Genomic DNA, 26,623 nt, shown 5'->3' on the forward strand with positions numbered 1-26,623 from the left:
ACCGGCCCGTACAATATCGTATCGATCGAAACACCAGCGTATCAACTTCGCAGATCACAAGCGAGTGGTCCTACGACAACAATTGGCCAGCGAGTAGCTGCGAGCTTGTCTGTAAGACGGCAATTGAGGATGTGGCCGGGTCATTAATTGAACCGGTGGCAAAGCATTGTTAACTGGACTAACAATCGTATCTGTCGTCAACCTCATGAATGGTGAATGCCAAAAGGTCAGGCCCAGTGTGGTATCAACCGCATTCGACTGCGCTGTCGATTCACACGATCAAGCTAAACAGCCTGAGTTTTGCCTGCAAATCGCCGATTTCGTACACTTTCGGGCGATGCATCATAGTGATCCCGGAACGCACGCACCAATGCACTTGTGGAAGAAAAGCCCGTAGCAGTCGCCACTTCAAGATAGGTCATCTCGGTAAATTGAAGCAGGCCATAGGCCCGTTCTAGGCGAAGTTCCCGATACGTTGTCAGCAGTTTTACACCCGTTCTGTCCAGAAACCGCCGCTGTAACTGGCGCGTTGATGTACCAAGCGCCATCGCAAGTTCCGGTATCCTAACCGGATCCTCCAGATTGTTCTGCATCTTTTCAACAACCTGTCGCACCATTGGGTCGGCTTTTGAACGTCTGATCAATCGAGCTGCCAGTTGGCTTGCGCATGTAGTTTGCCTGTCGGCCAACCCGATATAGCTGCGTACTGACTCGGCAAGATGCTCGCCGTGATCAAAGGCAACAAAATCGGACAACAAACGCAACGTGCCCAATCTGGTTGATGCGCTATGGGTGCGGCTATCTGAGGACCAGTATGTACCCGAACCGACGTCGATCAGTCCAACCTCTTGCGCTGCGGCAGAAAAGTTGGGGTGAACCGATGCAATCCGCTTGGTTGCGCGACTAGTCTGGGCGAGAAGAAACACTGCACCGCCAACGAGAATTGATCGGGAGGACAGGTTCAATACTTGGGCGATCCAGGTTTTGTCCGGCGGTGTCAGAGGCCAGCTTTTGTAGATATCCCCCCAGAAAATCGCGGTTCGCCCGGCCCAGTGCAAGGGTCCGCCCGCCGCGCCGTCGGCAATGGTGCGGATATTTGTAATGTATGTATGGCCTTCGTTCAGTTCATTTAGGGCACGATAGAAATCAACCAGCATATCTGCCGATGCTTCCGCTTCGGCCTCGCAAAGAATGATCTCGATATGATGATCTCGTTTGGGTCTTGCCAACGTGGTTTCGGTCAAATGCGCATGGTCATTTACAGGGACATAATGCTTCATTTCTCCTCCACCTTCTTTAGCGCTTCGGCCGCGAGCAGTCGTTCCCGAATTCGGATTGAAACCCCCGCCAGTTGGCGGGGGTTTATTGATTGAGGTTTATTCAGCTGCGTCCATGTATTCGGTCATTGGAGGGCATGTGCAGATGAGGTTTCTGTCGCCGTATGCGTTGTCGACGCGGTTGACGGGGGACCAGTATTTGTCGACGCCCATGGAGCCTGGGGGGAAGCAGGCCTGTTCACGAGTGTAGGGGCGGTCCCAGTCGCCGACCAGATCGCGCACCGTGTGGGGGGCGTTTTTCAGCGGGTTGTTTTCCGCGTCGATCTTGCCGTCGATGATGTCCTGTGCCTCGGAGCGGATGGACAGCATGGCGTCGCAGAAGCGGTCCAGCTCGTCCATGGGTTCCGATTCCGTGGGCTCGACCATCAGGGTGCCGGCCACCGGCCAGGACATGGTGGGCGCGTGGAAGCCGCTGTCCACCAGACGTTTGGCAATGTCATCGACGCTGACATGGGCCGCCTCGTCCAGCGGGCGGGTGTCGAGGATGCATTCATGCGCTACGCGACCCGTTTCCGAGGTGTAGAGGATCGGGTAGGCATCCTTGAGCCGCGCCGCGATGTAGTTAGCGTTCAGGATCGCCACTTTCGTGGCCTGGGTCAGACCCGCGCCGCCCATCAGCAGCACATAGGCCCAGCTAACCGGCAGGATGGACGGAGACCCAAAGGGCGCCGCCGAGACCGGACCCACGGCAGTGCCGTATTCCGGGTGGCCGGGCAGATGTTCCTCCAGATGCGCCTTGACGCCGATCGGACCCATGCCGGGGCCGCCGCCGCCATGGGGGATGCAGAAGGTCTTGTGCAGGTTCAGGTGGCTGACGTCACCGCCGATGTCTCCGGGACGCGACAGGCCGACCATGGCGTTCATGTTGGCGCCGTCGATATAGACCTGACCGCCGTGATCATGAGTGATCTGGCAGACCTCCTGCACGGTGGTCTCAAACACGCCATGGGTCGAGGGGTAGGTGATCATGCAGGCGGCCAGATGATCGGAGTGCTTTTCAGCCTTGGCGCGGAAGTCATTCAGATCAATGTTGCCATTCTCATCCGCCTGCACAGGCACAACCTGCCAGCCCACCATCTGGGCCGAGGCCGGGTTGGTCCCATGCGCCGAGGTCGGGATCAGGCAGACATTGCGCTGCCCTTCGCCCCGGGCGAAGTGATAGTTGCGGATGGTCAAGAGGCCTGCGTATTCACCCTGCGCGCCCGAGTTGGGCTGCTGGCTGATCGCGTCATAGCCGGTGATCTGGCACAGCTTGTCGTTCAGATCATCGATCATCTCATGATAGCCCTGCGCCTGATCTTCGGGGCAGAACGGGTGCAGGTTGCCGAACTCGGGCCAGGTGACCGGGATCATCTCGATCGTGGCGTTCAGCTTCATGGTGCACGAGCCCAGCGGGATCATCGCCCGGTCCAGCGCCAGGTCGCGGTCGGCCAGACGGCGCATGTAGCGCGTGATCTCGGCCTCGGCCCGGTTCTTGTGGAAGATCGAGTGGGTCAGGTACTCGCTTTCGCGCAGCGCGTAATCCGGCAGGCGATAGGCCACGTTCGAGCTGTCATCCTTGCGGTCGATGCCGAAGGCCCCCCAGACCGCCTCGATGGTCTCGGGGCGGGTCTGTTCGTCCAAGCTGATGCCCACTTTCGTGTCGCCGACCTTACGCAGGTTGACGCCCCGGGCCACAGCGGCCTCCATGACCGTTTTCTGCAGATGGCCAACCTCAACCGTGATCGTGTCGAAGAACACTTCCGGCTCCACAGCAAAGCCTGCCTCTTCCAGACCGGCAGCCATACGCGAGGTCTTGCGGTGCACCGATTGCGCGATGGCCTTGATGCCGTCGGGGCCGTGATACACGGCATACATCGAGGCAATCACCGCCAGCAGCGCCTGCGCGGTGCAAACGTTCGAGTTGGCTTTCTCACGCCGGATGTGCTGTTCGCGGGTCTGCAGCGCCAGGCGGTAAGCCTTGTTGCCCCGGCTGTCGATGCTGACACCGATGATCCGGCCCGGCATCGAGCGCTTCAGCTTGTCGGTGGTCGCCATATACGCGGCGTGCGGGCCACCATAGCCCATCGGCACACCAAAGCGCTGGGTCGAGCCGATGGCGATATCCGCGCCCATCTCACCGGGCGACTTCAGCAGCGCCAGCGACAGGATATCGGCGGCGACGATGGCAATCGCCTTGTGTTCATGCAGCGCCGCAATCTCGGCGGTGAAGTCGCGCACATGGCCATGGGTGCCGGGGTACTGGAAGATGGCGCCAAAGACCGCGCCCGCATCCAGCGTGTCCGGATCAGCCACCTGCACCTCGATGCCCAGAGGCTCGGCGCGCGTTTTAATCACCGCGATGGTCTGCGGGTGGCAGTTCTTGTCGACAAAGAAGGCCGCGTTGTTGGCCTTGGACCGACCGCCGCGCTTGGCCATGGCCATCGCTTCGGCGGCAGCTGTGGCTTCGTCCAGCAAGGACGCGTTGGCCACGTCCAGCCCGGTCAGGTCGCTGACCATGGTCTGGAAGTTCAACAGTGCCTCAAGTCGGCCCTGGCTGATCTCGGGCTGATAAGGCGTGTAGGCCGTGTACCAGGCCGGGTTCTCCAGAATGTTGCGCAGGATCGGCGCCGGCGTGGTGGTGCCATAATAGCCCTGACCGATCAGCGAAGTCAGAACCTTGTTCTTGCTCGCCACTTCTTTCATGTGAAAGAGCGCATCGCGCTCGGTCATCGCCGGACCCCAGTCCAGCGGCTCTTTCTGCCGGATCGCGGGCGGGACGGTGGCGTCGATCAGCTCGTCTAGCGTCTTGAAGCCGATCACCTTGAGCATGTCGCGCATCTCGGTCGGGCTGGGCCCGATATGGCGGCGGTTGGCGAAGTCATAGGCTTCGTAATCGGTCAGTTTGAAGGCCATGTGTGCGCTCCTCAAGGATAGGTCAGGCCCGGCGGAGACGGCAGGAGCCTCCGGCGGAAGTATTTGGAAACAGATGAAGGGGCGGGGCCGCGCACGGACCCGCCGCCTGAGTTAACCGATGAAGGCCTTGTAGCCGGCCTCGTCCATCAGGTCTTCGAGCTGCGAGGCGTCCGCGATCTTGATCTTGTAGATCCAGGCCTCGCCTTCGGGGTCTTCGTTCAGCGCGCCGGGATTGTCGGCCAGCGCCTCGTTCACCTCGGTGATCTCGCCGTCGACCGGTGCGTAAAGCTCGGACGCCGCCTTGACGGATTCAATCACGCCGATCTCGCCGCCTTTTTCGAACTCGTCGCCTGCTTCCTGCTGTTCCACGAACACCACGTCACCCAACTGCTCGGCGGCGTGTTTGGTGATGCCCAGCGTGGCGGTGTCGCCGTCAACGCTCAGCCATTCATGCTCTTCGGAATAATAGGTTGCCATGTCTCTCTCTCCTGACTTCAACGCTTGTAATTCTGTTTGACGAAGGGCAGCGCCACGATCTCAGCCGGTTGCGGCTTGCCCCGGATGATCAGGTTCACCTTCTCGCCCGGCTCGCCATGGCCTTTGCTCACATAGCCCATCGCCACCGGTCCACCCACCGTGGGGCCAAACACGCCCGAGGTGATCTGACCGATGCTGTTGCCCTCAAGGCACCGCACTTCCACACCCTGACGCGCAGGCGCACGGCCTTCGGGCTTGATGCCCACCAGCTTGCGCGCGGGACCTTCGGCCAGTTCCTTTTGCACGCGGGCCGCGCCCGGGAAACCGCCCTCTTCCTTGCGGCGCTTTTGCATCGCCCAGCCCAGCGAGGCCTCGACCGGCGAGGTGCTCTGGTCGATGTCATTGCCATAAAGGCACAGACCTGCCTCAAGCCGCAGGCTGTCGCGCGCGCCCAGACCGGCCGGCTCGCAATCCTCATGCGCCAGAAAGGCTTTGGTGATCTCGATCGCCTTGTCCTCGGGGATCGAGATCTCGTAGCCATCCTCGCCGGTATAGCCCAGCCGCGAGATACGGCACTCAACACCGTTGATATCGGCAACCGTGGTTTCCATGAACTTTAGATCACGCGCGGCGGGGCACAGTTCGCCCACAACGTTTTCCGCCGCAGGGCCCTGAACCGCCACCAGCGCGCGGTCGAAAATCTCGATCACTTCAACGCCTTCAAGGTGCTCACGCATATGCGGAATGTCCTGATGCCGCAGCGCCGCGTTCACCACCACAAAGTAATGATCGCCCGCATTCGACACGATCAGGTCATCCATGATCCCGCCTTCTGCGTTCGTAAAGAACCCGTACCGCGCCTTGCCTTCCTTCAGCGTCGCATAGGCCTGCGGGCAAAGCGCTTCCAGCTTCTCACCCACATTCTCGCCCCGCAAAATCACCTGACCCATATGAGACACATCAAACACCGCCGCCTTCTCACGACACTGCTTATGCTCCCCCATAATCCCCAAAGGATATTGAACAGGCATCTCCCATCCCGCAAAATCAACCAACTTACCCCCCAACTCAACATGCAAAGCGTGAAGAGGCGTGCGTTTTAAGGATGAAGTCATGGTGGCCACCTGCTCTGTATCAGTTACCAAGAAACGTTCCTGTCAGTCTGACCCAAGCTGCACAGATTGCAACGATTCAGCCCAGGATTTCAGCGGATCGCCTCGATCACGGCAGAACAGTATACGGGTGCATGCATCAATAATGTTCCTATAGGAAACTTTTTTCCGTTAGGCAACACTCCTTGTTCGGAGTCAGTAAAACTGTGCCGAGCACCCGCCCATAGCTGGTGGACATCCCCGATAGTAACTTGGTTTCGCGTGGAAAATCATGAAATGGTCTTCAACTTACCTTCATTCCTCAAGGGAATGAACTGCGCGATCAAGCACCCTGAGACCCGCAACCAAATCCTCTTCGGCTGTGTCTTCGGCAAAATCGTGGCTGATTCCGTCAATCGACGGGACAAAGAGCATCGCAACCGGCATCAGGCGCGAGACATTGGTGGCATCGTGGAGCGCTCCGGATGGCATGTTGCGCCAACGCCCCGGCGCAATGGCCTGCGCGCCGCTTTCCAGCGCACCGCGCAAAACCGGGTCCATGCTGACGGGCTCTAACCCCAGCATCGGGCCGTAGGTTAGTGTTACGCCCTGCTCTTCGGCAATCTGCTGTGCGGTCGCGCGAATGATGTCTTCCATACGCACCAGACGCTCAGGATCGCCGTCGCGCCATTGCATCGAAAACCGCACCCGTCCCGGCACGATAGAGGACGCATTGGGGTGAACATCAACACGCCCGATGGTCCAGACGGTTTGCGGCGTGACCACATTACGGAACCGGTCATTGAGGCGCGTGTTGAACAGCGACAGGGCCTGAAACGCGTCACGTCGCAAATGCATTGGCGTGGTTCCAGCATGGTTTTGCTGGCCTTGGAAGGTGATGACCATATCGCGGATGCCGACGATATCGGTGACAACGCCGATCTGTTCACCGGCTGCATCCAGTGCCGGGCCCTGTTCGATGTGCATTTCGATGAAGCCGCTGAACCGGACAGGATCAACAAAGCCTTGCGACTTCTTTGCCATTTCAGCCCGCGCGCTGCCAAAGGTGACGCCTGAGCCATCAGTCAGCACGTCCGCCTGTTCCAAAGATAATCCACCTGACCAGACCGCCGATCCGGTGGTGACGCCGAACCGCCCCTCTTCGTCCTGAAAACTGACGACCGAGATGGGTCGATCACTAGAACGCGCGATTTCCAGTGCCGCAATGACGCCCAGGGCTCCGTCCAGCCAACCGCCCTCGGGCTGGCTGTCGGAATGCGAGCCCATCAGCAGCGAGGGTCCATCAGCCAACCCGAACAGGTTTCCAACCGGGTCGACATGCGGAGTCAGGCCAGCCTCGGTCATGCGCGCGGCGAGCCACTGGCGCGCGGCGATATCAGCTTTGGAATAGGCGGGGCGGACGACGCCCTTGCCGACGCCCGAAGCCCCGAATGAACGCAGCGTGTGTAGATCGGTCAGAAACCGTGTGTGATCGACAGCCATGGGTCCTCCTTGTCGGGGTGACCATAGCGGTAAACTTCGCCTGATATAGGAGTTTTTTCGGGCCCGCGTGAAAGCCCTCTGGTCCCGGCCCCGAACCTGTCCTAAGACGTCAACGCAAGAGGGATCATCATGTCACATATCACATTAGTGCGCCACGGGCAGGCCAACACAACCGCACGGGATGAGCTGAGCTATGACCGGCTGAGCGAACTGGGTCACCAACAGGCCCGTTGGCTGGGCGCGCATCTGCGCGATACCCGCCTGCATTACCCTCGGGTTTATTGCGGCACACTCAACCGGCACGTGGAAACTGCGGCCAGCATGGGGCTGCCGCAGCCAACTCGGGATGCGCGGCTGAATGAGATAGAGTATTTCACCCTTGCCCAGTTGTTCCAACAGCAGCACGGGGTTGAAATACCAACCGACCGCGAAGGCTTTGTCGAGCACTTGCCCCGCACCTTTGCCGCCTGGTCCCGGGGCGAGATCGAAGATACGCCGGAAACCTTTGAAGAGTTCGAGACTCGCGTTCGCGACGCTCTGCGAGAGATAGGTACCGAAGGCGGTCCGGCAATTGTCGTAACCTCGGGCGGGCTGATCTCGATGGTGGTGCGGCAGGCGATGGGCTTGGATATCCCATCGATGGCGCGGGTGGCGCTTGCCATCATGAACACGTCGATGCATCGTCTGCACCCGATTGGCGCGCAGCTAAGTCCGGTTCTGTTCAACGCAGTGCCCCATCTGGAAGCGCCAGACCGTCAGTTCGCGCAGACCCATCTGTAAGGAGGCTACAATGCAACTTTATTATGCCCCCCGCACAATCTCGGTCGCCGTGGCAATTGCGCTGGAAGAGGCCGGGCTTGAGTATGAGGCCATCCAACTGGACTTTGCCGGAGGTGAGCAAACCAAACCCGCCTATAAGCAGATCAATCCAAAAGGTCGGGTCCCGGCACTGGTTGTGGATGGCGGCATTCTGACCGAAACCGGAGCGTTGTTGGAATACATTGCCGCTAAAGCGCCCGAGGCGGGATTGGTGCCATCAGATCCGGTTATGGCGGCGCGGATGCGAGAGGTGATGTTTTATCTCGCCTCGACCATGCATGTGAACCATGCCCACAAGATGCGCGGGCCCCGTTGGGCAGACAAGAAATCCAGCTGGAAAGACATGAAGGACAAAGTCGCGCAAAACATGACTGAGTCCTGCGCATATATCTCGTCGAACGGGTTGCGTGGGCCGTTTGTTTTGGGCGAGGCGTTCTCGCTGGCCGACGCGTACCTTTACGTGGTTTGCAGCTGGCTGGAGGGCGACGGTGTTGACGTCTCGGCCTTTCCAAAGATCATCGCCTTCCGCGAAGCGATGGAGGCGCGTCCCTCGGTACAGGCGGTACGCACTGCCGGTATGCTCTGACAAAAGGAATTGGAATGACACATCTCTGGGTCCGGGCAGAACAGCGCCCGAACGAGGAACGGGTCGGGCTGACCCCCGAAGGCACTGCCGCGTTGATCGCGGCAGGCATCCGCGTGACGGTCGAGGAAAGTTCCGTCCGCGCCATCGCAATTGATGGCTACAAGGACGCGGGCTGTGAAATCGCGGCTGAGAATTCCTGGCCCAATGCCCCGCTGGACGCGATCATCTTTGGCCTCAAGGAGCTGCCCGAGGACGGCACGCCCCTGCCCCACCGCCATATCGTGTTCGGCCATGCCTATAAGGGGCAACATTCAGGACGCGCGCTTTTGCAGCGGTTCAAGGCTGGCGGCGGCACACTTTATGATCTGGAGTATCTGGTCGAGGAAAACGGCCGCCGGGTTGCCGCTTTCGGCTATTGGGCTGGGTACGCGGGGGCTGCCGTGACGCTCATGACATGGGCGGCCCAGCAACGAAATGAAGAATGCCCGCCGGTTGGTGTTTATAAGAACAAAGACACGTTGAACGCCGAATTGCTGGCCGAGCTGGACTCCACCGGCGCCGACCGTCCCCGCGCCATCGTCATCGGTGCGTTGGGCCGTGTTGGCACAGGCGCGGCTGATCTCTGCGAGGCAATGGGCGTCAGCGTTACCAAGTGGGACATGGCCGAAACCGCCCGCGGCGGACCATTCCCAGAAATCCTCGATCACGACCTGTTCCTGAACTGTATCTTCGCTCGTCCCGGCACACCGGTCTTTGTCCCACGGTCAGCGCTGACCACCTCGCGGAACCTTACAGCTATCGGCGATGTGGCCTGCGACCCGGATAGCGATTACAACCCGGTGCCGGTCTATGACCGCGCGACCACATGGGATGCCCCCGCCTTGCGCGTGGCCACCGATCCGGTGATGGATGTTATGGCGATCGACAACCTGCCGTCGATGCTGCCTGTCGAAAGTTCCGAGGACTACGCGGCGCAACTACTTCCGTCGTTGTTGACCCTCACCGATCTGGATAGCGGCGTCTGGGGCCGGGCAGAAGCAACTTACAAAACTCATATTGAAGGGATCTGAGCGATGACGATTCACTGGTGCGGCACCGGCCTGTCGGCCATCCCCGGCCTGCGCCGTCTTATTGAAGGAGGGCACAAAGTCACTGTCTGGAACCGGACCATTGAGAAGGCCAAGACAGAGGTTGGTGACCTCACCGACGACATCCGCGCCTTCGACATCGATGCGTTGGGTGAGGTGCTGGGAAAAGGTGACGTCATCGTATCGATGCTGCCTGGTGACTGGCATGTACCTTTGGCAGAGTTGGCAATCACGAAAGAAGCCAACTTTGTCTCTTCCTCATATATCGCACCTGAGATGCGCGCGCTGGACAGCAAGGCCCGCGAGGCCGGAGTAGCGCTGGTTAACGAAGTTGGGTTGGACCCGGGCATCGACCATCTGATGGCGCATGCGCTGGTTGCCGATTACCGCGCCTCGGACGCGTTTGATCCGCAAAACCACCTGAGCTTTATCTCTTATTGCGGAGGCGTTCCCAAGAATCCCAACCCGTTCCGCTACAAATTCAGCTGGTCACCTCTGGGTGTGCTCAAAGCGCTGCGCTCTCCTTCCAAGTCAATCCGGGACTACGCGCCGCTGGATGTCGCCCGACCTTGGGACGCGATCACCAGCTACATCGCACCGCTGCCCACTCCGGAAAGCTTCGAAGTCTACCCGAACCGCGACTCGATCCCCTTCAAGGCCGAGTACCAGTTCGAGGATCACTGGCCGGTCAAGGAATTTGTCCGTGGCACCTTGCGCCTGAACGGCTGGGCTGAGGCTTGGTCGGATGTGTTCACCGAAATCGAAACGCTGTCCGGCCCCGAAGGCGATGCGCGCTTGAAAGAGATGTCGGATCAGTTCTGGGCCGAGAACGCCTATGACGAGGGCGAGCCTGACCGCGTGGTTTTATGTGTGGGCCTAAAGGCGGAAAAGGACGGCGTTGAAGTTTGGCACAAAACCTATGTCATGGATGCCTGGGGCGACGCGCGCGGGACGGCGATGGCGCGGTTGGTTTCGATCCCGGTTTCACTGGCCGTCGAGGCCGTGCTGAACCGCGCTATTCCCGCAGGAGTTCACGCTGCACCCAGCGACCCGAAGCTGGCGCAGGACTGGATGCGCGAGATCGACACGCTGGCGCAGCACCTGCAGATCGTGGACCACACGGCCTGAAACACAAACAGCCGCTCCGGTATCTTCGGAGCGGCTGTTTTAGATACGACTTAAGTAGCCGTCATCAAATGTATTGCGCAATCACCGCTTCCACATCGCAGCGGTTGATGCCCAGTTCTGACAGATCGGAATCAGAAAGCCGATTCAGTTCCTGGGCGGCACAAACGATATCCGCCCTGATCGCGTGTATTCTCATCGCCCGGTCAAACAGCATCAATGCGCTTTTTGAAGGGGTTTGTTTCAGGATTGGGTTGGCATCCAGCATACTCGTTACCTCAGCAAAATTTAAAATGGACCGATATCCGTTCAGCGCCGGAAAGGCTTAAACGCCGTTCAGATAGGGTATGTTCTGATAGACGTTCCGATATACGCGCCGCCTGATCTCACCACGCGGAATGCCAATATCAAAAAGCTGACGATCGCTGAGTTCTTCTAGCGCCCGGATCGTGTTCTTGTAGACCTTGCGGCGCTGCCATCCTGACTTTGGCACTGTTTGGTTCACAAGTTGGCCAAAAAGCAGATCCCGATGATCTGCTCCGGTTGCATTGACATGTGCCATGACGGTTCCTCCTAGATTCATCGCTGTGTTTGATGAACCTGATCAAAGAACTCGACATTAACCCCGATGGAAGGCCGCATTAATTTTGCTTCATACTCAAGAAAAAAGGCGGACCCGCCGGATCATTAACTACATCAGATCGTTTTCAACATCCTCGGCTGAAATTCCCAGCGCATCCAAACCGTTTTCCAGATGGTCCGACAGATGCGGTGTACCGATCAGATAATCCGCACAAGGCGTCGAGGCTTCGGACTTAGCCGTCGCAATCGCTTCGGCCAAATCCTCGGCAAAAAAGCTTTCTCGACCGATCCACATGACGGCCACCAGCTCTGCTTGCTCATCCTCACCCATACGGTCGATGAATGCGCGCAATTCGCCCTCGGCCCGGTCCAGTTCACGCCCCATCATGGCGACCTGGGCGATCTTTCTTGCCGAGATTTCCAACATCTGTCTCAACTCCTCGTGTTCGCGGTCCAGGCATTTCTGCACGATCCCACAGGTGACCGTCTTTGATCTTGCGCAAAGCGGAGGGCTTTAGTGCCGCGACCGGGATACAGGCTGATCGGGAACCGGCGCGGTACGAAACGGGCTGAACCGCGCCCGTTTGAACCACAGCTTCACCGCCTGCCAGTGGATCAGAAACACCGCCCGACGCGCGCCGAACGGACGCCGCCAGAGAGACTGAAAAATGATCCGGTTGCTGTACGGCTGGCGCGGACCGGTCAGCGTGGCAATCAAACCGCCTCGGGCACGCCCATAATCGATCCAGACACCAACACGTTCGTCCTGATAGTCAAAGCGGAAGGTATAGGTGCCCTCGATCTTCTGAAACGGAGAGACATGCATCAGCTTGTCCGCAAGTATCCGATCGGTAGGTGCAATCGGTGAAAGATCGGGTTTGTGGCACAAGTAGCTATGGCGTGTGCCATAAGTGTTGGTCACCTCGGCCACCACAGCATAAAGCTGGTTATCTTTATCAAAACAGAACCAGAAACTGACCGGATTGAACACATGTCCTAACACACGGGGTTGTGTCAGCAAGGTCATCCTGTCCGGTTGTGGAATATCTTGCGCCTCAAAGCATTCACGCAGCCAGATCGCCCCGCGACCCTGACCAGGTTCACCCCCATGATCGCATTCTCGCCAGCTTGTCACGTTCGCGCCATTGATCGAAAACAGGGATGGGGTCTTGGGGTGGGCCTCGGGGTCTAGCAAGATGTAATCGACGGAATAGCGAAACGCATTCTCGACCGCACCTTTGCGCCCGTGAAAGGTATGGCCCGCGATATAATCAATTCTGTTCATGAAACAGATTTTCCGTCCTGCCCGCAAATCATTCAATTGACATGCATTTCCGCATATCTGGTATCTCACAATACGATATTCAGCCGGTTTTGGATGAAATTTATCCAACCGACTGATCCACCTTGGGTGTCCCCACGTATTGTGGTTATGTTTACCGAGACTGACACCGCGACATTGGACGAACCGGCGGCAGAAGCTGCTGGAAGAATTGTTTGGCGCGGACCTAAGCGTTTTAAGGGCAACTCGGTGAACGGACAGAATAATACTTGTGGCGCCAGAAAGTATTGGGTGGAACACGTCCGTCGAATCCGAGACGCTCAGGATCAGGCGGCCTTCGCCGAACTGTTTCAGCATTTCGCGCCTCGTATCAAGGCGTTCCTGATCAAGTCCGGTTCGGATGCCGCCCTGGCTGAAGAATGCGCGCAGGAGGTCATGGCGACCTTGTGGCACAAGGCGCATCTGTTTGACCCGACAAGGGCAACGGTTGCGACCTGGGTGTTCACGATCGCAAGGAACAAGCGCATTGACGTATTGCGCAAGCAACGCCGCCCCGAACCCGAAGACCTCGGGTGGGGGCCGGAGGCGGAGCCGGAACAGGAAGACGTTCTAGCGCTGCAACAGGAAACCGCGCAGCTGCGTGATGCCATGGCGGCATTACCTGAGGCGCAAAGACAGCTGATCGAGAAGGCCTACTTCGGAGATCTGAGCCATCGAGAAATCGCATCTCAGACCGGGTTGCCCTTGGGAACGATCAAATCACGGATACGGCTGGCGCTGGACCGCTTGCGCCACGCGATGAACTGAGATGACGAGCATGAAAAACGAGATTAAACATCACCTGACAGACGACCTGCTGATGGCCTATGCCGCAGGCAATCTGCCCGAAGCGTTTGACCTGATGGTCGCAACGCATCTGTCTCTGTGCGACCACTGCCGCGCCCGCGCTGAAAGCTTTGACGCAGTTGGCGGATGCGTTTTGCAGGAACAAGATGCGTCAGCAAGCATGAGTGACGGTTCACTGGCGGCAACAATGGCATTGATTGCTCAGGGCGCACCAAAGGTGAAACCCGCGCACCCGTCTTGTGCAGTTCTTCCGACACCGCTGCAGGACTATGTCGGCGGCGACGTGAACGCGATCAAATGGAAGCCCGTCGGCATGGGTGTCAAACAGGCAATCCTGCCCACGACCAGCGAAGCCACCGCCCGGTTGTTGTTTATCCCCGCCGGGGCAGCAGTGCCGGATCACAGCCATAAAGGCATCGAACTGACGATGGTCCTGCAGGGTGCATTCTCTGACGAGATCGACCGCTTCGACCGCGGCGATGTCGAAATCGCTGACCAGTCTATCCATCATACCCCTACGGCAGATATCTCTGAAGATTGCATTTGCCTGGCCGTCACTGATGCTCCACTGAAGTTCAGCAAGCTGATGCCACGCCTGTTCCAGCCATTCCTTCGAATCTGACCCGTCGTGGTAGGGTTGTTTATCGACGCTAACTAAATCGGGGTTTTCAATGTTCTTAAGGATGGCAGTCACAGCGCTTTTGCTGACTTTTGGAGCCAGCGTTTCCGCACAGATGTCCGCAGACGTTAAATTCCAACCGGGCAATTTCGGCACGATGGTGAACGGTACTGTCACCGGCGACGAATATTTCGACTATAAACTCGGAGCCAAGGCTGGGCAGGAGATGTTCGCCGACCTTAAGGTCAGTGACACCAATGGCAACGGCGTGATCTACTTTAACATCTTGCCGCCGGATAGCGACGGCGTCGCAATTTACAACGGCTCAATCGATGGAAATACCACCCGGATCGAGCTTCCCGATGATGGCGACTACACCATACGTGTTTATCTGATGGGTAACGATCGCGACACAGGCAAGACGGTTGGTTACAATTTGGACCTGTCGATCCAATAACGCTTACCCTTCGGTTTTGCCCAGCGGCACGACGTTTGTTTGGTCATCCGGCGCAAGCTCTTCGAAATCGAAATTGTCCAACCGTTGCGCCCGGCGACCCGCCTTTTCCGCGCTGATCTTGATTTCCGAGATATCCTTTGCAGCCTGCCCGAAATGACGGTCGAGATTCGACACCCGGTCGCCTAAACGTTCCACATCCTTATGCAGCAGCCCCAATTCCTTGCGGATCGCACCGGCCTGTTCGCGCATACGCGCATCTTTAAGGATCGCCCGCATGGTGTTCAGCGTCGCCATGCACGTGGTGGGTGAAACGATCCAAACGCGTTTCGAGAAACTCTCTTGCACCAATTCAGGGAACTTGGCGTGCAGCTCGGCATAGACTGCCTCGGAGGGCAAGAACATCAAAGCGCCGTCGGCAGTTTCACCGTCCAGAATGTACTTCTCAGCAATATCGTTGATGTGCTTGCGCACTGTACTGCGGAACATCTGCACGGCTGCTTTCAGCTCCATATCATTGGTCGATCCGATCAGCGCCTCATAGGCTTCCAGCGGGAACTTACTGTCGATCACGATTGGTCCGGGAGGGTTCGGCAGGTTGATCAGGCAATCAGCGCGCCGTCCGTTCGATAACGTGGCCTGCAGCTGAAAACTATCTGATGGCAGCGCCTTTGAAACGATATCGTTCAGCTGGATTTCCCCGAATGCCCCGCGCGTCTGCTTGTTCGACAGAATATCCTGCAATGACAGCACGTCGCCTGAAAGCTTGGTGATATTGTCCTGCGCCTTGTCGATGGCCGCCAGACGTTCCTGCAATTGCGTCAGCGAGGTCGCCGTCTGTTTCGACGAACCATGCAGCGATTCCTTCATCCGCTCCTGCATCTCAGCCAGGGCGCGTGCCGATTTCATCGCGTTATCCGCCAGCCGGTCATTCATCTGCTGTTGCACTGATGACAGGCGGGATTCAACGGTCTGGATCACCTGCACCTGCGCGTTGGCTTGCGTGTCCGAGACATGCTGTAGGCCACCCCGCAGTTGTTCCTGCCCCTGGCCCAGTTGCTGCACATGCTGCCCAAGGTGCGCCATCTGCCGGGCCAGCGGCTCCGCCATCCGAGCTGAACGCTGTGACGCTCGAAGTGACAGAAACAGAAGCAGCAGAATCAACACCACCACCCCGCCTGCAATCAGGATGATAGGGTCATTCAATGCATATTGGGTGCCAGCAATCTCGATCATATCGCCTCAGATGTTCTTGTTTTATTCTTCATAGCCCGAGCGGGCCAGCGGATCAACTGCGGCCGAACAGGCGTTCGATATCGCTCAGCTTCAGTTCCACATAAGTTGGCCGCCCGTGGTTGCACTGCCCGGAATGGGGCGTCGCCTCCATCTCACGCAGCAGGGCATTCATCTCTTCGGCCCGCATCCGACGGCCAGACCGAACCGAGCCATGGCAGGCCACGCGGCTCAGGATCGCCTCGATCCGCGCTTGCACCATCTGGCTTTCGCCCTGATCGGAGAGCTCATCAAGGATATCGAGGATCATCGCGCGGGCATCGACCTCGCCAAGAATGGCCGGAGTTTCGCGCACGGCGATTGCTCCGCCACCAAAGGATTCGATGGTCAATCCAAAGCGCGACAGGTCCTCTGCAACGGCCATCAGACGTGCGCAGTCACCGTCTGTCAGTTCGACGATTTCGGGGATCAACAACGCTTGTGCGGCAACGCCATTTTCGGCCATCTGAGCCTTGAGCTTTTCGTACACCAGCCGTTCATGTGCGGCGTGTTGATCCACGATCACCATGCCGTCTGCCGTTTGGGCGATGATGTAATTCTCGTGCACCTGCCCGCGCGCCGCCCCCAAGGGCAGGTCTTGCGGCTCATCCACCGGTGCAGTTTCGGGCACCGGTTCCAAGATGCGTCCGCTATAGTCCTGCGACAGTTCCGCAAAACCCGGAGATTGCGCCCGATAGGCCGCCTGACGCGCCGCGGGTGACGGGCGATCCATTTGATACACCCGCGCCGGGGTTGCGGGTGCGGGCTCGGGCCGCATCGCACCCAAGGTTGCGTTGGCCACGGTCGAAGATGCCCGGTGCCCGGCCTCGGCCAACGCGTGACGCAGGCTGGACACGATCAAGCCACGCGCGAGGCCGGGATCGCGGAACCGAACCTCGGATTTTGCCGGATGTACATTCACATCCACCAGCGTCGGATCACAGTCTATGAACAGCGCCGCCGCCGGATGCCGGTCGCGGCTGAGGAAATCGAAATAGGCCGCGCGCAGCGCACCGGTCAGCATCTTGTCCCGCACGGGTCGCCCATTGACGAACAGATACTGCGCCACTGCAGCCCCGCGCGAATAGGTCGGCAGCGCGGCATAGCCATAAAGCCTGAGCCCTTCGCGTGTGGCATCGATCTGCAAAGCATTCTCAGCGAACTCACGGCCAAGAACGCGCGCCAATCGGGCATGCAGCGCATCAAACAGATCGCCATTCTCGCGGTCGGCGCGGAAGGTCACGCGCCCCTCTCCCCCGCCCGAGACATCGCGCAGGGTGAACGCGACCGAAGGCTCGGCCATCGCCAAACGTTTCACAATGTCTGAAATCGCCTGCGCCTCGGCCCGGTCCGTGCGCATGAACTTCAGCCGTGCCGGGGTGGCGTAAAACAGGTCTCGCAACTCAACCACAGTCCCAGCGCGCAAGGCTGCTGGCTTCACTGCATCCATTTTGCCACCGGACACCTGGATCGAGGCCGCATCAGCACCCGAGACACGGCTGGTGATGGTCAAACGCCCGACAGCCCCCAGCGAGGGCAGTGCTTCACCGCGAAATCCAAAGGTGTGGATATTCAACAGGTCGGAGCCGTCGATCTTCGATGTCGCATGGCGCGACAGCGCCAGAGGCAAATCCCCCGCTGCGATCCCACACCCATCATCGGTGACACGAATCAGGGTCTTGCCTCCATCCGCGACCTCAATGGCGATGCGTGTGGCCCCGGCATCGATGGCGTTTTCGACCAGTTCCTTGACGGCAGAAGCAGGCCGTTCCACGACTTCACCCGCCGCGATCCGGTTGATCGCTGCGTCATCCAGCTGGCGGATTACCGGACGATTGTCGCTGATATTGGGGTCTGCATACACCATACCGCTAGACCTAGCATATGTGCACGCGATTCGACCACCGGTTTGAATCGTGAAGAGCGGGCTTTAAACGAGGTATCCGGCCAGTTTGACCGCGCCGTTAAGGGGGTAGCGACTAAGGTCAAAACTGGCCGGATATACCAGAGTGAGTGGTGGTCTTGTGGTTTCCAATTGAAAGTTTGGTATCACCGAAAATGGAATAAATCTTGTTAAGAATTCGTGATTGTTTCCACTTGGCGAAGTTCAGCCGAAACTGCGTGATGGGCGTTGGCGTGAATACGCCAAGTCAAGCCTGACTGGGCGCTCCGCTGCGGGTTCGGCATGGGCCAAAAGCAGCGGTCAGCGCCAGAATCAGGCCTGATATCGTGGCGATCATTCCAGCGGCGCTGACAGCATCCGCAGCCCCCAACCACAATGGGCCATAGCCCGCTAAAACATAACCGGACACGGCGGAAAGGGTTGCGAACAGGACACTCCAGACGATCTGGACTTCCAACCGGTTGGTCATCATCCGTGCCGCAGCTGGCGGGCAGATGAACATTGCAATCACGATGATCGACCCCACTGCATCAAATGCCGCGACAGCAGCAATCGCAGCTATGATCACCAGAGCCATCCCTAACGCACCAGTGCGGATACCAATTGTGCGCGCAAAGCCTTCATCGAAGGTCGATATCTTGAGCGGTCGCCAGAACAACCACGTGAACAGCAAGACCCCCGTCAATGTCAGCGCAATGCGCGGCAATTCAGGTGGCAACCCTGCCAATGCCTGTAGATCCAGCAGCGACGACCAGTCCGTTGCATCCAGCCAAATCAAGCTTTCCAGATTGCCGTAAAGCGCATGTTCAACGTCCAAATGGACGGTCGACGTGTCAGTCTGCTCAAGCAGTAGGACACCACCGGCGAACATGGTCGTGAATACGACACCCATCGCTGCCCCCGGCTCGATCTGACCCAATCGCCGGATCGCTTCGATCATGACCACGGCGACCACAGCAGCCCCTGCTGCGCCAAGCATCATCGGCCAAGTTGAAATTGCGCCTGTCAGCAGAAACGCGACGACAATACCGGGCAACACCACATGGCTGATCGCGTCACCAATCAGTGCTTGCTTGCGCAGCACCAGAAAGTTGCCGGGCAGAGCGCATGCGATGGCCGCGAATGTCCCAATCAACAAAGGCGTCAGCGACAGGGGGACGAACTCTTCTCCGCTCATGGCGTGACCTCCTGCGGGCCGCCGATACGACGATCGATCTCGGCGATCTGATCGCGAGTCAGCACAGTCTCGATATCGCGCAGCCCATCGTACAGCGCCGCAGTGGCCTCATGCGCCTGATCCGCGCGGACGATCTCCCACCGCTTTTCGTCTCGTAGGGCTTTGGCCGCACGCGCCTTCCCATGCTCCGTTGCAACTCCATCGGCGCGCACAAGGCCGGTGCGGCGTAGCAGGCGAATGGTTAGGGGTTCATAGATCTGCTGTCCCTGCGCCAGTGCCAGCAGTCCCTGCCGAATGTGCACTCGACGCTGGAACCGAAGGTGGCTGAGAATAGCTGCCAACACACCCCGAACCGGCGCGAACAGGAGCGACAGGGCAAAGAACCCAAAGCTGACCAGAACGATGATCGGTCCGGTCGGCAGGTTCGGAGCCGAGGCCGAAATACCTGCCCCCAGATACCCTGCAAGACCTCCGGCCAAACCTGCCAGAACGACCACGCGGTCGGATCGCTCCGTCCAGAACCGCGCTGTCACAGGCGGGATGATCAGCAGAGCAACAATCAGGATTAGACCAACGATCTTTAGCCCGACCACGGTCACCGCCATCACGAGCCCCATCATCGCCAGATCAATCCGATGCACGGGCAACCCGCGCGCAGCGGCATATTCAGGATCGAAGGCGACCATCGTCATCGGGCGGCGGATGATCATCACCAGTACCAACGTTGCCGCGCCACCGATCGCAATGACCAGAGCATCAGCCCACAGCATCCCAGCAGTAGAACCCAGCAAGAATCCTTCCAATCCTGCCTGGCGTCCAACCCCCATGGTTTGAATAACGGTCAGCAGTACGACACCAAAACCGAAGAACACCGACAACACTGCGCCGATCGCTGCATCTTCTGCCAAACGTGTGCGACTGGTCAGCCAGTTCATACAGAGCAAACCAACCCATGCGGATATTGCCGAACCTGCAAGCAGTCCGATCAAATTACGCCCATCACCACCGAAAGCCACCAGCACCATGAAGGCAAGGCAAACGCCCGGTAGGGTCGCGTGGCTGATGGCATCGCTAACCAGCGCGCGTTTACGCAGGAATAAGAACGTGCCCGTCACACCTGCCGAAACGCCCAGTAATGTCGCACCAATAGCAACCAGCGTGGCGTTATAGCCAAGCTGTAAGGTCAAAGCCTCCCAAAGCATGATTACCCCAGCGCGCGCGAAATCTGATCGATCTGGGCCGTTGCAAGACGTCCGCCATAAGCGGCTTGCAGCGTTTCAGCGGTAAAGGCCTGTGCAACCGGACCTTCGGCCACTTTGCGGGTGTTTATCAGGAACACATGGTCGAAATAGTCGGTGACCGTGGCCAGATCGTGATGCACTACAACAACGGTCTTGCCAGCCTCTTTCAACGATTTCAGCACGGCGATGATCGCCTTTTCAGTCGCGGCGTCCACGCCTGCAAAAGGTTCGTCCAACAAATACATGTCGGCATCCTGTGCCAAAGCGCGCGCAAGAAAGACCCTCTGTTGCTGACCACCAGAAAGCTGCCCGATCTGACGGTTGGCAAATTCCCGCATCCCGACACGGTGCAGGCAGTCCATGGCACGGGCGGTATGGCGGGCACGAACACGACCCAGCAGGCCCAATTGACGCGACAAGCCCATCAGCACCACATCAATCACGCGCGTCGGGAAATCCCAGTCCACGCTGGCGCGCTGTGGTACATAGGCGATGCGTGCCCGCTGGTCCTCGAGCGGCTGACCAAACACGGTCACCTGACCCGACAGTGGAGACACGATCCCCAAAGCAGCCTTTAGCAAAGTTGATTTGCCAGCCCCATTTGGCCCGATAATCGCCGTCATGGCGCCGGGCTGCACCGTCATATCGACCGAGAAAACCGCTGGCTTCTGACCGTACGAGACGGTCAGACCACGAATGGCGAGAGGGCAAAGATCGATGTCCTGCCCGTCGACAGAAACGCCCTGAACTGTTGCGAGTTCAATCATGGTTTAAAACCCCGCCGACAGTTTGCCGTTCATGCCACGTTCGGGAACATCCGCGCCCAGCGCGCCGGCGATAACGGTAATGTTGTGATCAAGCATGCCGATATAAGTACCCTCATATGTGCCCGGCTCGCCCATCGCGTCGGAATACAGCTCTCCGCCGACACCCACTTTGTGACCTTCGGCCGAAGCACCCTCGATCAAGGCACGCATGGATCGATCTGAAACGGAACTCTCCACAAACACGGCGTTCAGCTGACGCTCTACCAGAGTTTCGACCAACTCACCGATCCGGTTCAACCCTGCCTCGGATTGGGTCGAGATGCCCTGAATACCCAGCACCTCATAGCCATATTCATCACCGAAATAGCCAAATGCATCATGCGCAGTCACCAACACGCGGTTGTTTTCGGGAACGGCCGCCAAAACCTGCTTGCCATAGGCGGCCAGCAGATCGATCTCGGCCAGAAAAACTTGTGCGTTGGCTGCGAACTCATCTGCCGCTTCGGGCCGGGCTTCGGTCAGAGCTTCCTGCACTTCGATCACGACATCGCGCCACAGAACTGGGCTCATCCAGACATGCGGGTCAAATTTGTCAGCGTAATCGTCATGGGCGCGCAGTTTCGATGTGTCGATGCCATCCGCCACGGCAACCACTGTCCGCTTGCGGCCCAGATCGTCAAAGAAACCTTCCATCTGAGCCTCTAGATAGAGGCCGTGCCACAGCACCAGATCAGCGCGGGTCATCGCAACAATATCGGTGCGGGTCTGGCGATAGGCGTGCGGGTCGACACCGGGTCCCATCAAGCCCTTCACGTCGACCTGTTCACCGCCGACCTGGCGCGCAGCGTCTGCAATCATGCCGGTGGTGGCGACGACTTTCAGCGGCGCTTGAGCGATTGCGGCGACGGGCCACACAAACACGAGAGCCAATGCCGTAAGTAGCGATCGACGAATCATTTCAGACTCCGAACGGTTATCCTGTTAAGTCAAAATATGAGAACCATTCGCAACTAAGTCAATGCAAATGCGAATTACTCGCAAGAAAACGACTATATTTGTCCATTTGGTCAAAAATTTGCCCCTTACGACGCTGGCACACCTTCCCTTTCGCTGCGACCCATGCGATTTTGACGCGAACCTCCAAAAGGACGGAATAATGGAAACGCAGAGCTCAGAAAGCACCGTGCGCACCCCGCATCTGCCGCAAGTGACCGAGCCCCGGAACCCAGGAATGGATCTGGATCTGGATTGGGTGCGGGCCGTGCAGGCCAACACTTCGGCCATCGAGCGCCGCGCAGCGACGCTGCCCTGTCGGCGGTCAGTGAAAAAAGAATACCAGGCCGCATGGCTGCTCAAGGCAATCACAATGATCGACCTGACCACGCTATCGGGCGATGACACGGTTGGGCGGGTTCGTCGCCTGTGCGCAAAGGCTCGTCAGCCTGTCGCGTCTTCAGTTCTGCAGGCGCTGGACATGCCGCCGATCACAACCGGAGCGGTGTGTGTCTACCATGACATGATCGAAACGGCTGTGGACGCATTGGAAGGCACTGGTATTCCGGTTGCGGCGGTATCCACTGGCTTCCCGGCCGGGCTCTCTCCGTTTCATCTGCGTGTGGCAGAGATCGAAGAAAGCGTGAAGGCCGGAGCCGAGGAGATCGACATCGTCATCTCGCGCCGTCATGTGCTGTCTGGCGACTGGCAGGCCCTGTATGATGAGATGAAGGCCTTCCGCGTCGCCTGCGGCGATGCACATGTCAAAGCCATTTTGGCGACCGGAGAGCTGGGCAGCCTGCGCAACGTCGCCCGTGCCTCGCTGGTGTGCATGATGGCAGGGGCAGACTTCATCAAGACCTCGACCGGCAAAGAAAGCGTCAACGCCACCTTGCCTGTGTCGTTGGTAATGATCCGAGCCATTCGCGACTATTATGACCGCACCGGCTATCGCGTAGGCTACAAGCCTGCGGGTGGGATTTCGAAAGCCAAGGATGCGCTGGTCTATCTGTCGCTGATCAAGGACGAGCTGGGCGACCGCTGGCTGGAGCCGGATTTGTTTCGCTTTGGTGCCTCATCATTGCTGGGCGACATTGAGCGGCAGTTGGAACACTATGTGACAGGCGCATACTCCGCCGGTTACCGTCACTCCATGGGCTGAGGAAAGTACAATGACAGTCAAAGAGATTTTCGAGACCATGGACTACGGCCCTGCCCCCGAAAGCGCAGCCGAGGCACTGGCCTGGCTGGTCGATCAGGGCGACAAGTTCGGCCACTACATCGATGGCGCGTTTACCAAACCCGGCAAAGGATTCGACAGCCGCAACCCAGCAACCGGAGAGGTTCTGGCCAAGCTGACACAAGCCAAACAGGCTGACGTGGACGCCGCCGTTTCTGCGGCGCGCAAGGCGCAGCCGAAATGGGAGAAGCTGGGCGGAGCCGGTCGTGCGCGCTACCTCTACGCGATTGCGCGCCTGCTGCAGAAGCACTCGCGTTTGTTTGCTGTGCTCGAAAGCCTCGACAACGGTAAGCCGATCCGAGAATCCCGCGACATCGACATCCCTCTGGCACAGCGGCATTTCTACTATCACGCGGGCATGGCGCAGTTGATGGAAAGCGAATTGCCCGATGCCGAGGCACTGGGTGTGTGCGGCCAAATCATCCCGTGGAACTTCCCGCTGCTGATGCTGGCGTGGAAGATCGCGCCTGCAATCGCAATGGGCAACACGGTAGTTCTGAAGCCCGCCGAGTACACCTCGCTGACCGCGCTGCTGTTTGCCGACATCTGCTCGCAGGCGGGTCTGCCGAAAGGTGTGGTCAACATCGTAACAGGTGATGGTGCCGTTGGTGAGATGATCGTGTCTTCGGACGTCGACAAAATCGCCTTTACCGGCTCGACCGTCGTGGGCCGTCGCATCCGTGAAGCGACCGCTGGCTCTGGCAAGGAACTGACGTTGGAACTGGGCGGCAAGTCCGCCTACATCGTCTTTGACGACGCCGATATTGATTCAGCGATCGAAGGCTTGGTCGACGCGATCTGGTTCAACCAGGGCCAGGTCTGCTGTGCGGGCTCGCGCCTTCTGGTGCAGGAGGGTATCGCTGATCGCTTCCACGACAAATTGCGTGCCCGTATGGACAAGCTGCGCATCGGCGATCCGCTGGACAAGTGCATCGACGTGGGTGCGGTTGTGGACCCCGTGCAGTTACAGACCATCAAGGGCATGGTCGAAAGCAACACGGTTGGGCATGTTCATCAGGCGGCCTGTGAGCTGCCCTCGAATGGCTGCTACTATCCACCAACTTTGATTTCAGGACTCGAAACCTCCGATCCGCTGATGCAGGAAGAAATCTTTGGCCCGGTTCTGGTTTCTTCGACCTTCCGCACCCCGGAAGAAGCGGTCGAGTTGGCCAACAACACCCGCTACGGGCTGGCCGCGACTGTGTGGACCGAGAACGTGAACCTCGCGCTGGATATCGCGCCCAAGCTGGTTGCGGGCGTGGTCTGGGTGAACGCAACTAACCTGTTCGACGCTGCTGCCGGGTTCGGCGGTGTACGCGAAAGCGGCTTTGGCCGTGAAGGCGGTTGGGAAGGGCTGACGGCCTATACCAAGCCCAAAGCCAAGGCCAAACCGCTGGCGAAGATTGAGGCGGCAATGGGCGAAGGCGCTCCAGTCGATCCTATTGACCGCACCGCCAAGATGTATGTCGGCGGTAAGCAGGCGCGACCCGATGGCGGCTATTCGAAACCCGTCTGGGGCAAATCCGGCCTACTTGGCCATGTGGGCCTGGCCAACCGCAAGGACGTACGCAACGCGGTTGAGGCTGCAGCGGGTGCAAAAGGCTGGTCCAAGACCACCGGCCATCTGCGGGCTCAAATCCTGTATTACATCGGTGAAAACCTCTCGGCACGTGCGGGCGAGTTCGCTGCTCGTATTGATGCGATGACCGGTAAGAAAGACGGCGCGAAAGAGGTTGAGGCCTCGATCCAGCGACTGTTCACCGCCGCCGCCTGGGCGGACAAGTATGATGGTCAAGTACATGGTGTTCCGATCCGGGGCGTCGCCATTGCCATGAAAGAGCCGGTTGGCGTGATCGGCGCCCTGTGTGCGGACGAAACACCCCTGTTGGGTCTAGTTTCGGCCATGGCGCCAGCGATTGCGATGGGCAACCGGGTGGTTCTGGCGGCAAGTGAGCCCTACCCGCTGGCAGCAACGGATTTTTACCAGATCCTAGAAACCTCGGACGTGCCCGCCGGTGTGGTCAACATCCTGACCGGCAGCCACGCAGAGCTGGCAAAGCCGCTGGCCTCGCATCTGAACGTGGATGCGGTCTGGTCGTTCTCGTCCACCGATCTGTCTAAAGAGATCGAGATCGTCTCGGCCGGAAATCTGAAGCGGACTTGGGTCAATAACGCGACGGCATTTGACTGGAGCGTGGACCATTCGCGCCGCTTCCTGCAGGCTGCGACCGAAGTGAAAAACATCTGGGTGCCCTACGGAGAGTGAGGCCCCCGTACCACCGGAGGCCTAAATGGATTTTTCAGGTAAGACCGTCATCGTCATTGGTGGCACCAGCGGTATCAATCGCGGCATTGCCGAGGCCTTTGCGGCCTCGGGTGCTAATCTGGCTGTCGCCAGTCGGTCGCAGGAAAAGGTCGATGATACCGTGGCTGCGTTGAAAGCAGCAGGCGCATCCGACGCGACCGGCGCGGCGTTCGACGTTCGCAATCCAGAGGCCGTAGCCGAAGGCCTTAAGCAATTCCACGACGATTTTGGAGATTTCGACGTCCTGATATCGGGCGCAGCCGGCAACTTCCCTGCGCTGGCATCGGAAATGTCAGTCAACGCGTTCAAGGCGGTCATTGATATCGATCTGATGGGCACGATCCACGTCATGAAAGGGGCCTACCCCTATCTCAAACGCCCAGGCGCCAGCATCATCAACATCTCGGCTCCGCAATCCTATCTGCCTTACGAAGGGCAGGCCCATGTGTGCGCCGCCAAAGCGGGCGTCGATCAGATCACCCGGACCCTGTCGATGGAATGGGGCGTCGAGGGGATTCGCGTGAATTCGGTCGTTCCGGGCTTTATTGAAGGAACCGAAGGCGCAAAGCGGCTGGCCCCCACTGAAAATGCCCATGAAGAGCTGCGCCGGGATGTCCCGCTGGGCCGCTGGGGTCAACCGCAGGATGTGGCCAATGCGTGCGTGTTCCTCAGCTCTGATATGGCCAGCTATATCAGCGGCACGGTCATGGCGGTTGACGGGGCATTGTATCAGCGCGGCTCGGGCAAATTTGGCCAGATGATGGGTCAGATGCTGCGCGCTGCGAAAAAGGATTGAGCTTGGGCGAGGGCACGGGGTTCGGCCTGGCGACTGACATATTCAGTCGCTGGGCTTTATTTCCAGCCCATCTAGTTTAAGAACTTCTGAAGTAGACTCCAGCCGCGACCAAAAGCGATGTCAGTACACCGGCTAGCACGTAAAGTGCAAACGCGCTGAGTAGGGATTGACCGAGAACCAACGCAGCAGCAAAGGTCAACAACCCTGCAAGCGTTCCCAATCCCA

The 26,623-nt window shown here is 58.8% G+C and carries 25 protein-coding genes; 10 read left to right on the forward strand and 15 right to left on the reverse strand.

Annotated features, from left to right (window positions below; translation table 11 throughout):
* Positions 1–284: 284 nt before the first annotated feature.
* The 5 genes from ACR0AU_RS08710 to ACR0AU_RS08730 all read right to left on the reverse strand — a co-directional run bounded on the left by ACR0AU_RS08710 (position 285) and on the right by ACR0AU_RS08730 (position 7,303).
* Complete coding sequence (locus ACR0AU_RS08710; RefSeq protein WP_480795561.1) at positions 285–1,280, reverse strand: helix-turn-helix domain-containing protein; 996 nt, start codon at positions 1,278–1,280, stop codon at positions 285–287.
* A gap of 96 nt (positions 1,281–1,376) precedes the next feature.
* Complete coding sequence (gene gcvP / locus ACR0AU_RS08715; RefSeq protein WP_480795445.1) at positions 1,377–4,232, reverse strand: aminomethyl-transferring glycine dehydrogenase; 2,856 nt, start codon at positions 4,230–4,232, stop codon at positions 1,377–1,379.
* 111 nt (positions 4,233–4,343) lie between these two features.
* Positions 4,344–4,709 carry a glycine cleavage system protein GcvH gene (gene gcvH / locus ACR0AU_RS08720; RefSeq protein ID WP_170393732.1) on the reverse strand — a complete coding sequence of 122 codons (366 nt, stop codon included), beginning with the start codon at positions 4,707–4,709 and terminating at the stop codon, positions 4,344–4,346.
* 17 nt (positions 4,710–4,726) lie between these two features.
* On the reverse strand, positions 4,727–5,824 hold the full coding sequence (gcvT, locus tag ACR0AU_RS08725; RefSeq protein WP_480439042.1) for a glycine cleavage system aminomethyltransferase GcvT: 1,098 nt from the start codon (positions 5,822–5,824) through the stop codon (positions 4,727–4,729).
* Positions 5,825–6,115: 291 nt separating this feature from the next.
* Complete coding sequence (locus ACR0AU_RS08730; RefSeq protein ID WP_170567001.1) at positions 6,116–7,303, reverse strand: Zn-dependent hydrolase; 1,188 nt, start codon at positions 7,301–7,303, stop codon at positions 6,116–6,118.
* Positions 7,304–7,432: 129 nt separating this feature from the next.
* On the opposite strand from ACR0AU_RS08730, the gene ACR0AU_RS08735 reads away from it, so the two are divergent.
* From ACR0AU_RS08735 to ACR0AU_RS08750, 4 genes are read left to right on the forward strand one after another with little or no spacing between them, the layout of a single operon-like run.
* Positions 7,433–8,083 carry a histidine phosphatase family protein gene (locus ACR0AU_RS08735; protein WP_170514965.1) on the forward strand — a complete coding sequence of 217 codons (651 nt, stop codon included), beginning with the start codon at positions 7,433–7,435 and terminating at the stop codon, positions 8,081–8,083.
* 10 nt (positions 8,084–8,093) lie between these two features.
* Positions 8,094–8,708 (forward strand): glutathione S-transferase family protein, encoded by a 615-nt coding sequence (locus ACR0AU_RS08740; protein ID WP_170566999.1) that lies wholly within the window; start codon positions 8,094–8,096, stop codon positions 8,706–8,708.
* A gap of 14 nt (positions 8,709–8,722) precedes the next feature.
* On the forward strand, positions 8,723–9,778 hold the full coding sequence (locus ACR0AU_RS08745) for a saccharopine dehydrogenase (RefSeq protein WP_480795562.1): 1,056 nt from the start codon (positions 8,723–8,725) through the stop codon (positions 9,776–9,778).
* A gap of 3 nt (positions 9,779–9,781) precedes the next feature.
* On the forward strand, positions 9,782–10,924 hold the full coding sequence (locus ACR0AU_RS08750; RefSeq protein WP_170733887.1) for a saccharopine dehydrogenase C-terminal domain-containing protein: 1,143 nt from the start codon (positions 9,782–9,784) through the stop codon (positions 10,922–10,924).
* A gap of 64 nt (positions 10,925–10,988) precedes the next feature.
* On the opposite strand, the gene ACR0AU_RS08755 is transcribed toward ACR0AU_RS08750, so the two are convergent.
* The 4 genes from ACR0AU_RS08755 to ACR0AU_RS08770 all read right to left on the reverse strand — a co-directional run bounded on the left by ACR0AU_RS08755 (position 10,989) and on the right by ACR0AU_RS08770 (position 12,788).
* Complete coding sequence (locus tag ACR0AU_RS08755; RefSeq protein WP_480795563.1) at positions 10,989–11,189, reverse strand: DUF1127 domain-containing protein; 201 nt, start codon at positions 11,187–11,189, stop codon at positions 10,989–10,991.
* Between the two features lie 57 nt (positions 11,190–11,246).
* Entirely contained in the window at positions 11,247–11,483 is a 237-nt protein-coding gene (locus tag ACR0AU_RS08760; RefSeq protein WP_170394595.1) for a DUF1127 domain-containing protein, read from the reverse strand.
* 129 nt (positions 11,484–11,612) lie between these two features.
* Positions 11,613–11,930 (reverse strand): DUF3775 domain-containing protein, encoded by a 318-nt coding sequence (locus tag ACR0AU_RS08765; protein WP_170408475.1) that lies wholly within the window; start codon positions 11,928–11,930, stop codon positions 11,613–11,615.
* 87 nt (positions 11,931–12,017) lie between these two features.
* A complete protein-coding gene (locus ACR0AU_RS08770) occupies positions 12,018–12,788 on the reverse strand; it encodes a DUF1365 domain-containing protein (protein WP_170408476.1) in 771 nt (256 codons plus the stop codon).
* Between the two features lie 147 nt (positions 12,789–12,935).
* Here ACR0AU_RS08770 and ACR0AU_RS08775 point away from each other — a divergent pair, with 147 nt between their 5' ends.
* The 3 genes from ACR0AU_RS08775 to ACR0AU_RS08785 are packed head-to-tail and all read left to right on the forward strand — an operon-like array spanning position 12,936 to position 14,707.
* Entirely contained in the window at positions 12,936–13,592 is a 657-nt protein-coding gene (locus tag ACR0AU_RS08775; RefSeq protein WP_480795611.1) for a sigma-70 family RNA polymerase sigma factor, read from the forward strand.
* 10 nt (positions 13,593–13,602) lie between these two features.
* Positions 13,603–14,253 carry a ChrR family anti-sigma-E factor gene (locus ACR0AU_RS08780; protein WP_170408477.1) on the forward strand — a complete coding sequence of 217 codons (651 nt, stop codon included), beginning with the start codon at positions 13,603–13,605 and terminating at the stop codon, positions 14,251–14,253.
* 49 nt (positions 14,254–14,302) lie between these two features.
* Positions 14,303–14,707 (forward strand): hypothetical protein, encoded by a 405-nt coding sequence (locus ACR0AU_RS08785; RefSeq protein WP_480795564.1) that lies wholly within the window; start codon positions 14,303–14,305, stop codon positions 14,705–14,707.
* Positions 14,708–14,710: 3 nt separating this feature from the next.
* Here ACR0AU_RS08785 and ACR0AU_RS08790 read toward each other — a convergent pair whose 3' ends face one another.
* The 6 genes from ACR0AU_RS08790 to ACR0AU_RS08815 all read right to left on the reverse strand — a co-directional run bounded on the left by ACR0AU_RS08790 (position 14,711) and on the right by ACR0AU_RS08815 (position 22,021).
* The gene (locus tag ACR0AU_RS08790; protein WP_170426200.1) at positions 14,711–15,940 is read right to left on the reverse strand and encodes a DNA recombination protein RmuC; all 1,230 of its coding nucleotides are present in this window, start codon (positions 15,938–15,940) and stop codon (positions 14,711–14,713) included.
* A gap of 52 nt (positions 15,941–15,992) precedes the next feature.
* Positions 15,993–17,843, reverse strand: a complete 1,851-nt coding sequence (gene mutL / locus ACR0AU_RS08795) for a DNA mismatch repair endonuclease MutL (protein ID WP_480795565.1) — start codon at positions 17,841–17,843, stop codon at positions 15,993–15,995.
* Positions 17,844–18,126: 283 nt separating this feature from the next.
* On the reverse strand, positions 18,127–19,056 hold the full coding sequence (locus ACR0AU_RS08800; RefSeq protein WP_170426196.1) for a metal ABC transporter permease: 930 nt from the start codon (positions 19,054–19,056) through the stop codon (positions 18,127–18,129).
* Positions 19,053–20,258 (reverse strand): metal ABC transporter permease, encoded by a 1,206-nt coding sequence (locus tag ACR0AU_RS08805; RefSeq protein WP_480591468.1) that lies wholly within the window; start codon positions 20,256–20,258, stop codon positions 19,053–19,055. Before ACR0AU_RS08805 ends, ACR0AU_RS08800 begins: the two co-directional genes overlap by 4 nt.
* Positions 20,259–20,260: 2 nt before the next feature.
* The gene (locus ACR0AU_RS08810) at positions 20,261–21,064 is read right to left on the reverse strand and encodes a metal ABC transporter ATP-binding protein (RefSeq protein ID WP_480735514.1); all 804 of its coding nucleotides are present in this window, start codon (positions 21,062–21,064) and stop codon (positions 20,261–20,263) included.
* 3 nt (positions 21,065–21,067) lie between these two features.
* Complete coding sequence (locus ACR0AU_RS08815; RefSeq protein WP_170426190.1) at positions 21,068–22,021, reverse strand: metal ABC transporter solute-binding protein, Zn/Mn family; 954 nt, start codon at positions 22,019–22,021, stop codon at positions 21,068–21,070.
* Between the two features lie 199 nt (positions 22,022–22,220).
* Here ACR0AU_RS08815 and deoC point away from each other — a divergent pair, with 199 nt between their 5' ends.
* The 3 genes from deoC to ACR0AU_RS08830 are packed head-to-tail and all read left to right on the forward strand — an operon-like array spanning position 22,221 to position 26,398.
* Entirely contained in the window at positions 22,221–23,219 is a 999-nt protein-coding gene (gene deoC, locus ACR0AU_RS08820; RefSeq protein ID WP_480795566.1) for a deoxyribose-phosphate aldolase, read from the forward strand.
* 10 nt (positions 23,220–23,229) lie between these two features.
* The gene (locus tag ACR0AU_RS08825; protein WP_480795567.1) at positions 23,230–25,563 is read left to right on the forward strand and encodes an aldehyde dehydrogenase family protein; all 2,334 of its coding nucleotides are present in this window, start codon (positions 23,230–23,232) and stop codon (positions 25,561–25,563) included.
* A 25-nt stretch (positions 25,564–25,588) separates the two neighbouring features.
* Positions 25,589–26,398 carry an SDR family oxidoreductase gene (locus tag ACR0AU_RS08830; protein WP_480795568.1) on the forward strand — a complete coding sequence of 270 codons (810 nt, stop codon included), beginning with the start codon at positions 25,589–25,591 and terminating at the stop codon, positions 26,396–26,398.
* Positions 26,399–26,623 lie beyond the last annotated feature (225 nt).

The organism is Ruegeria sp. CG1 (assembly GCF_056537265.1).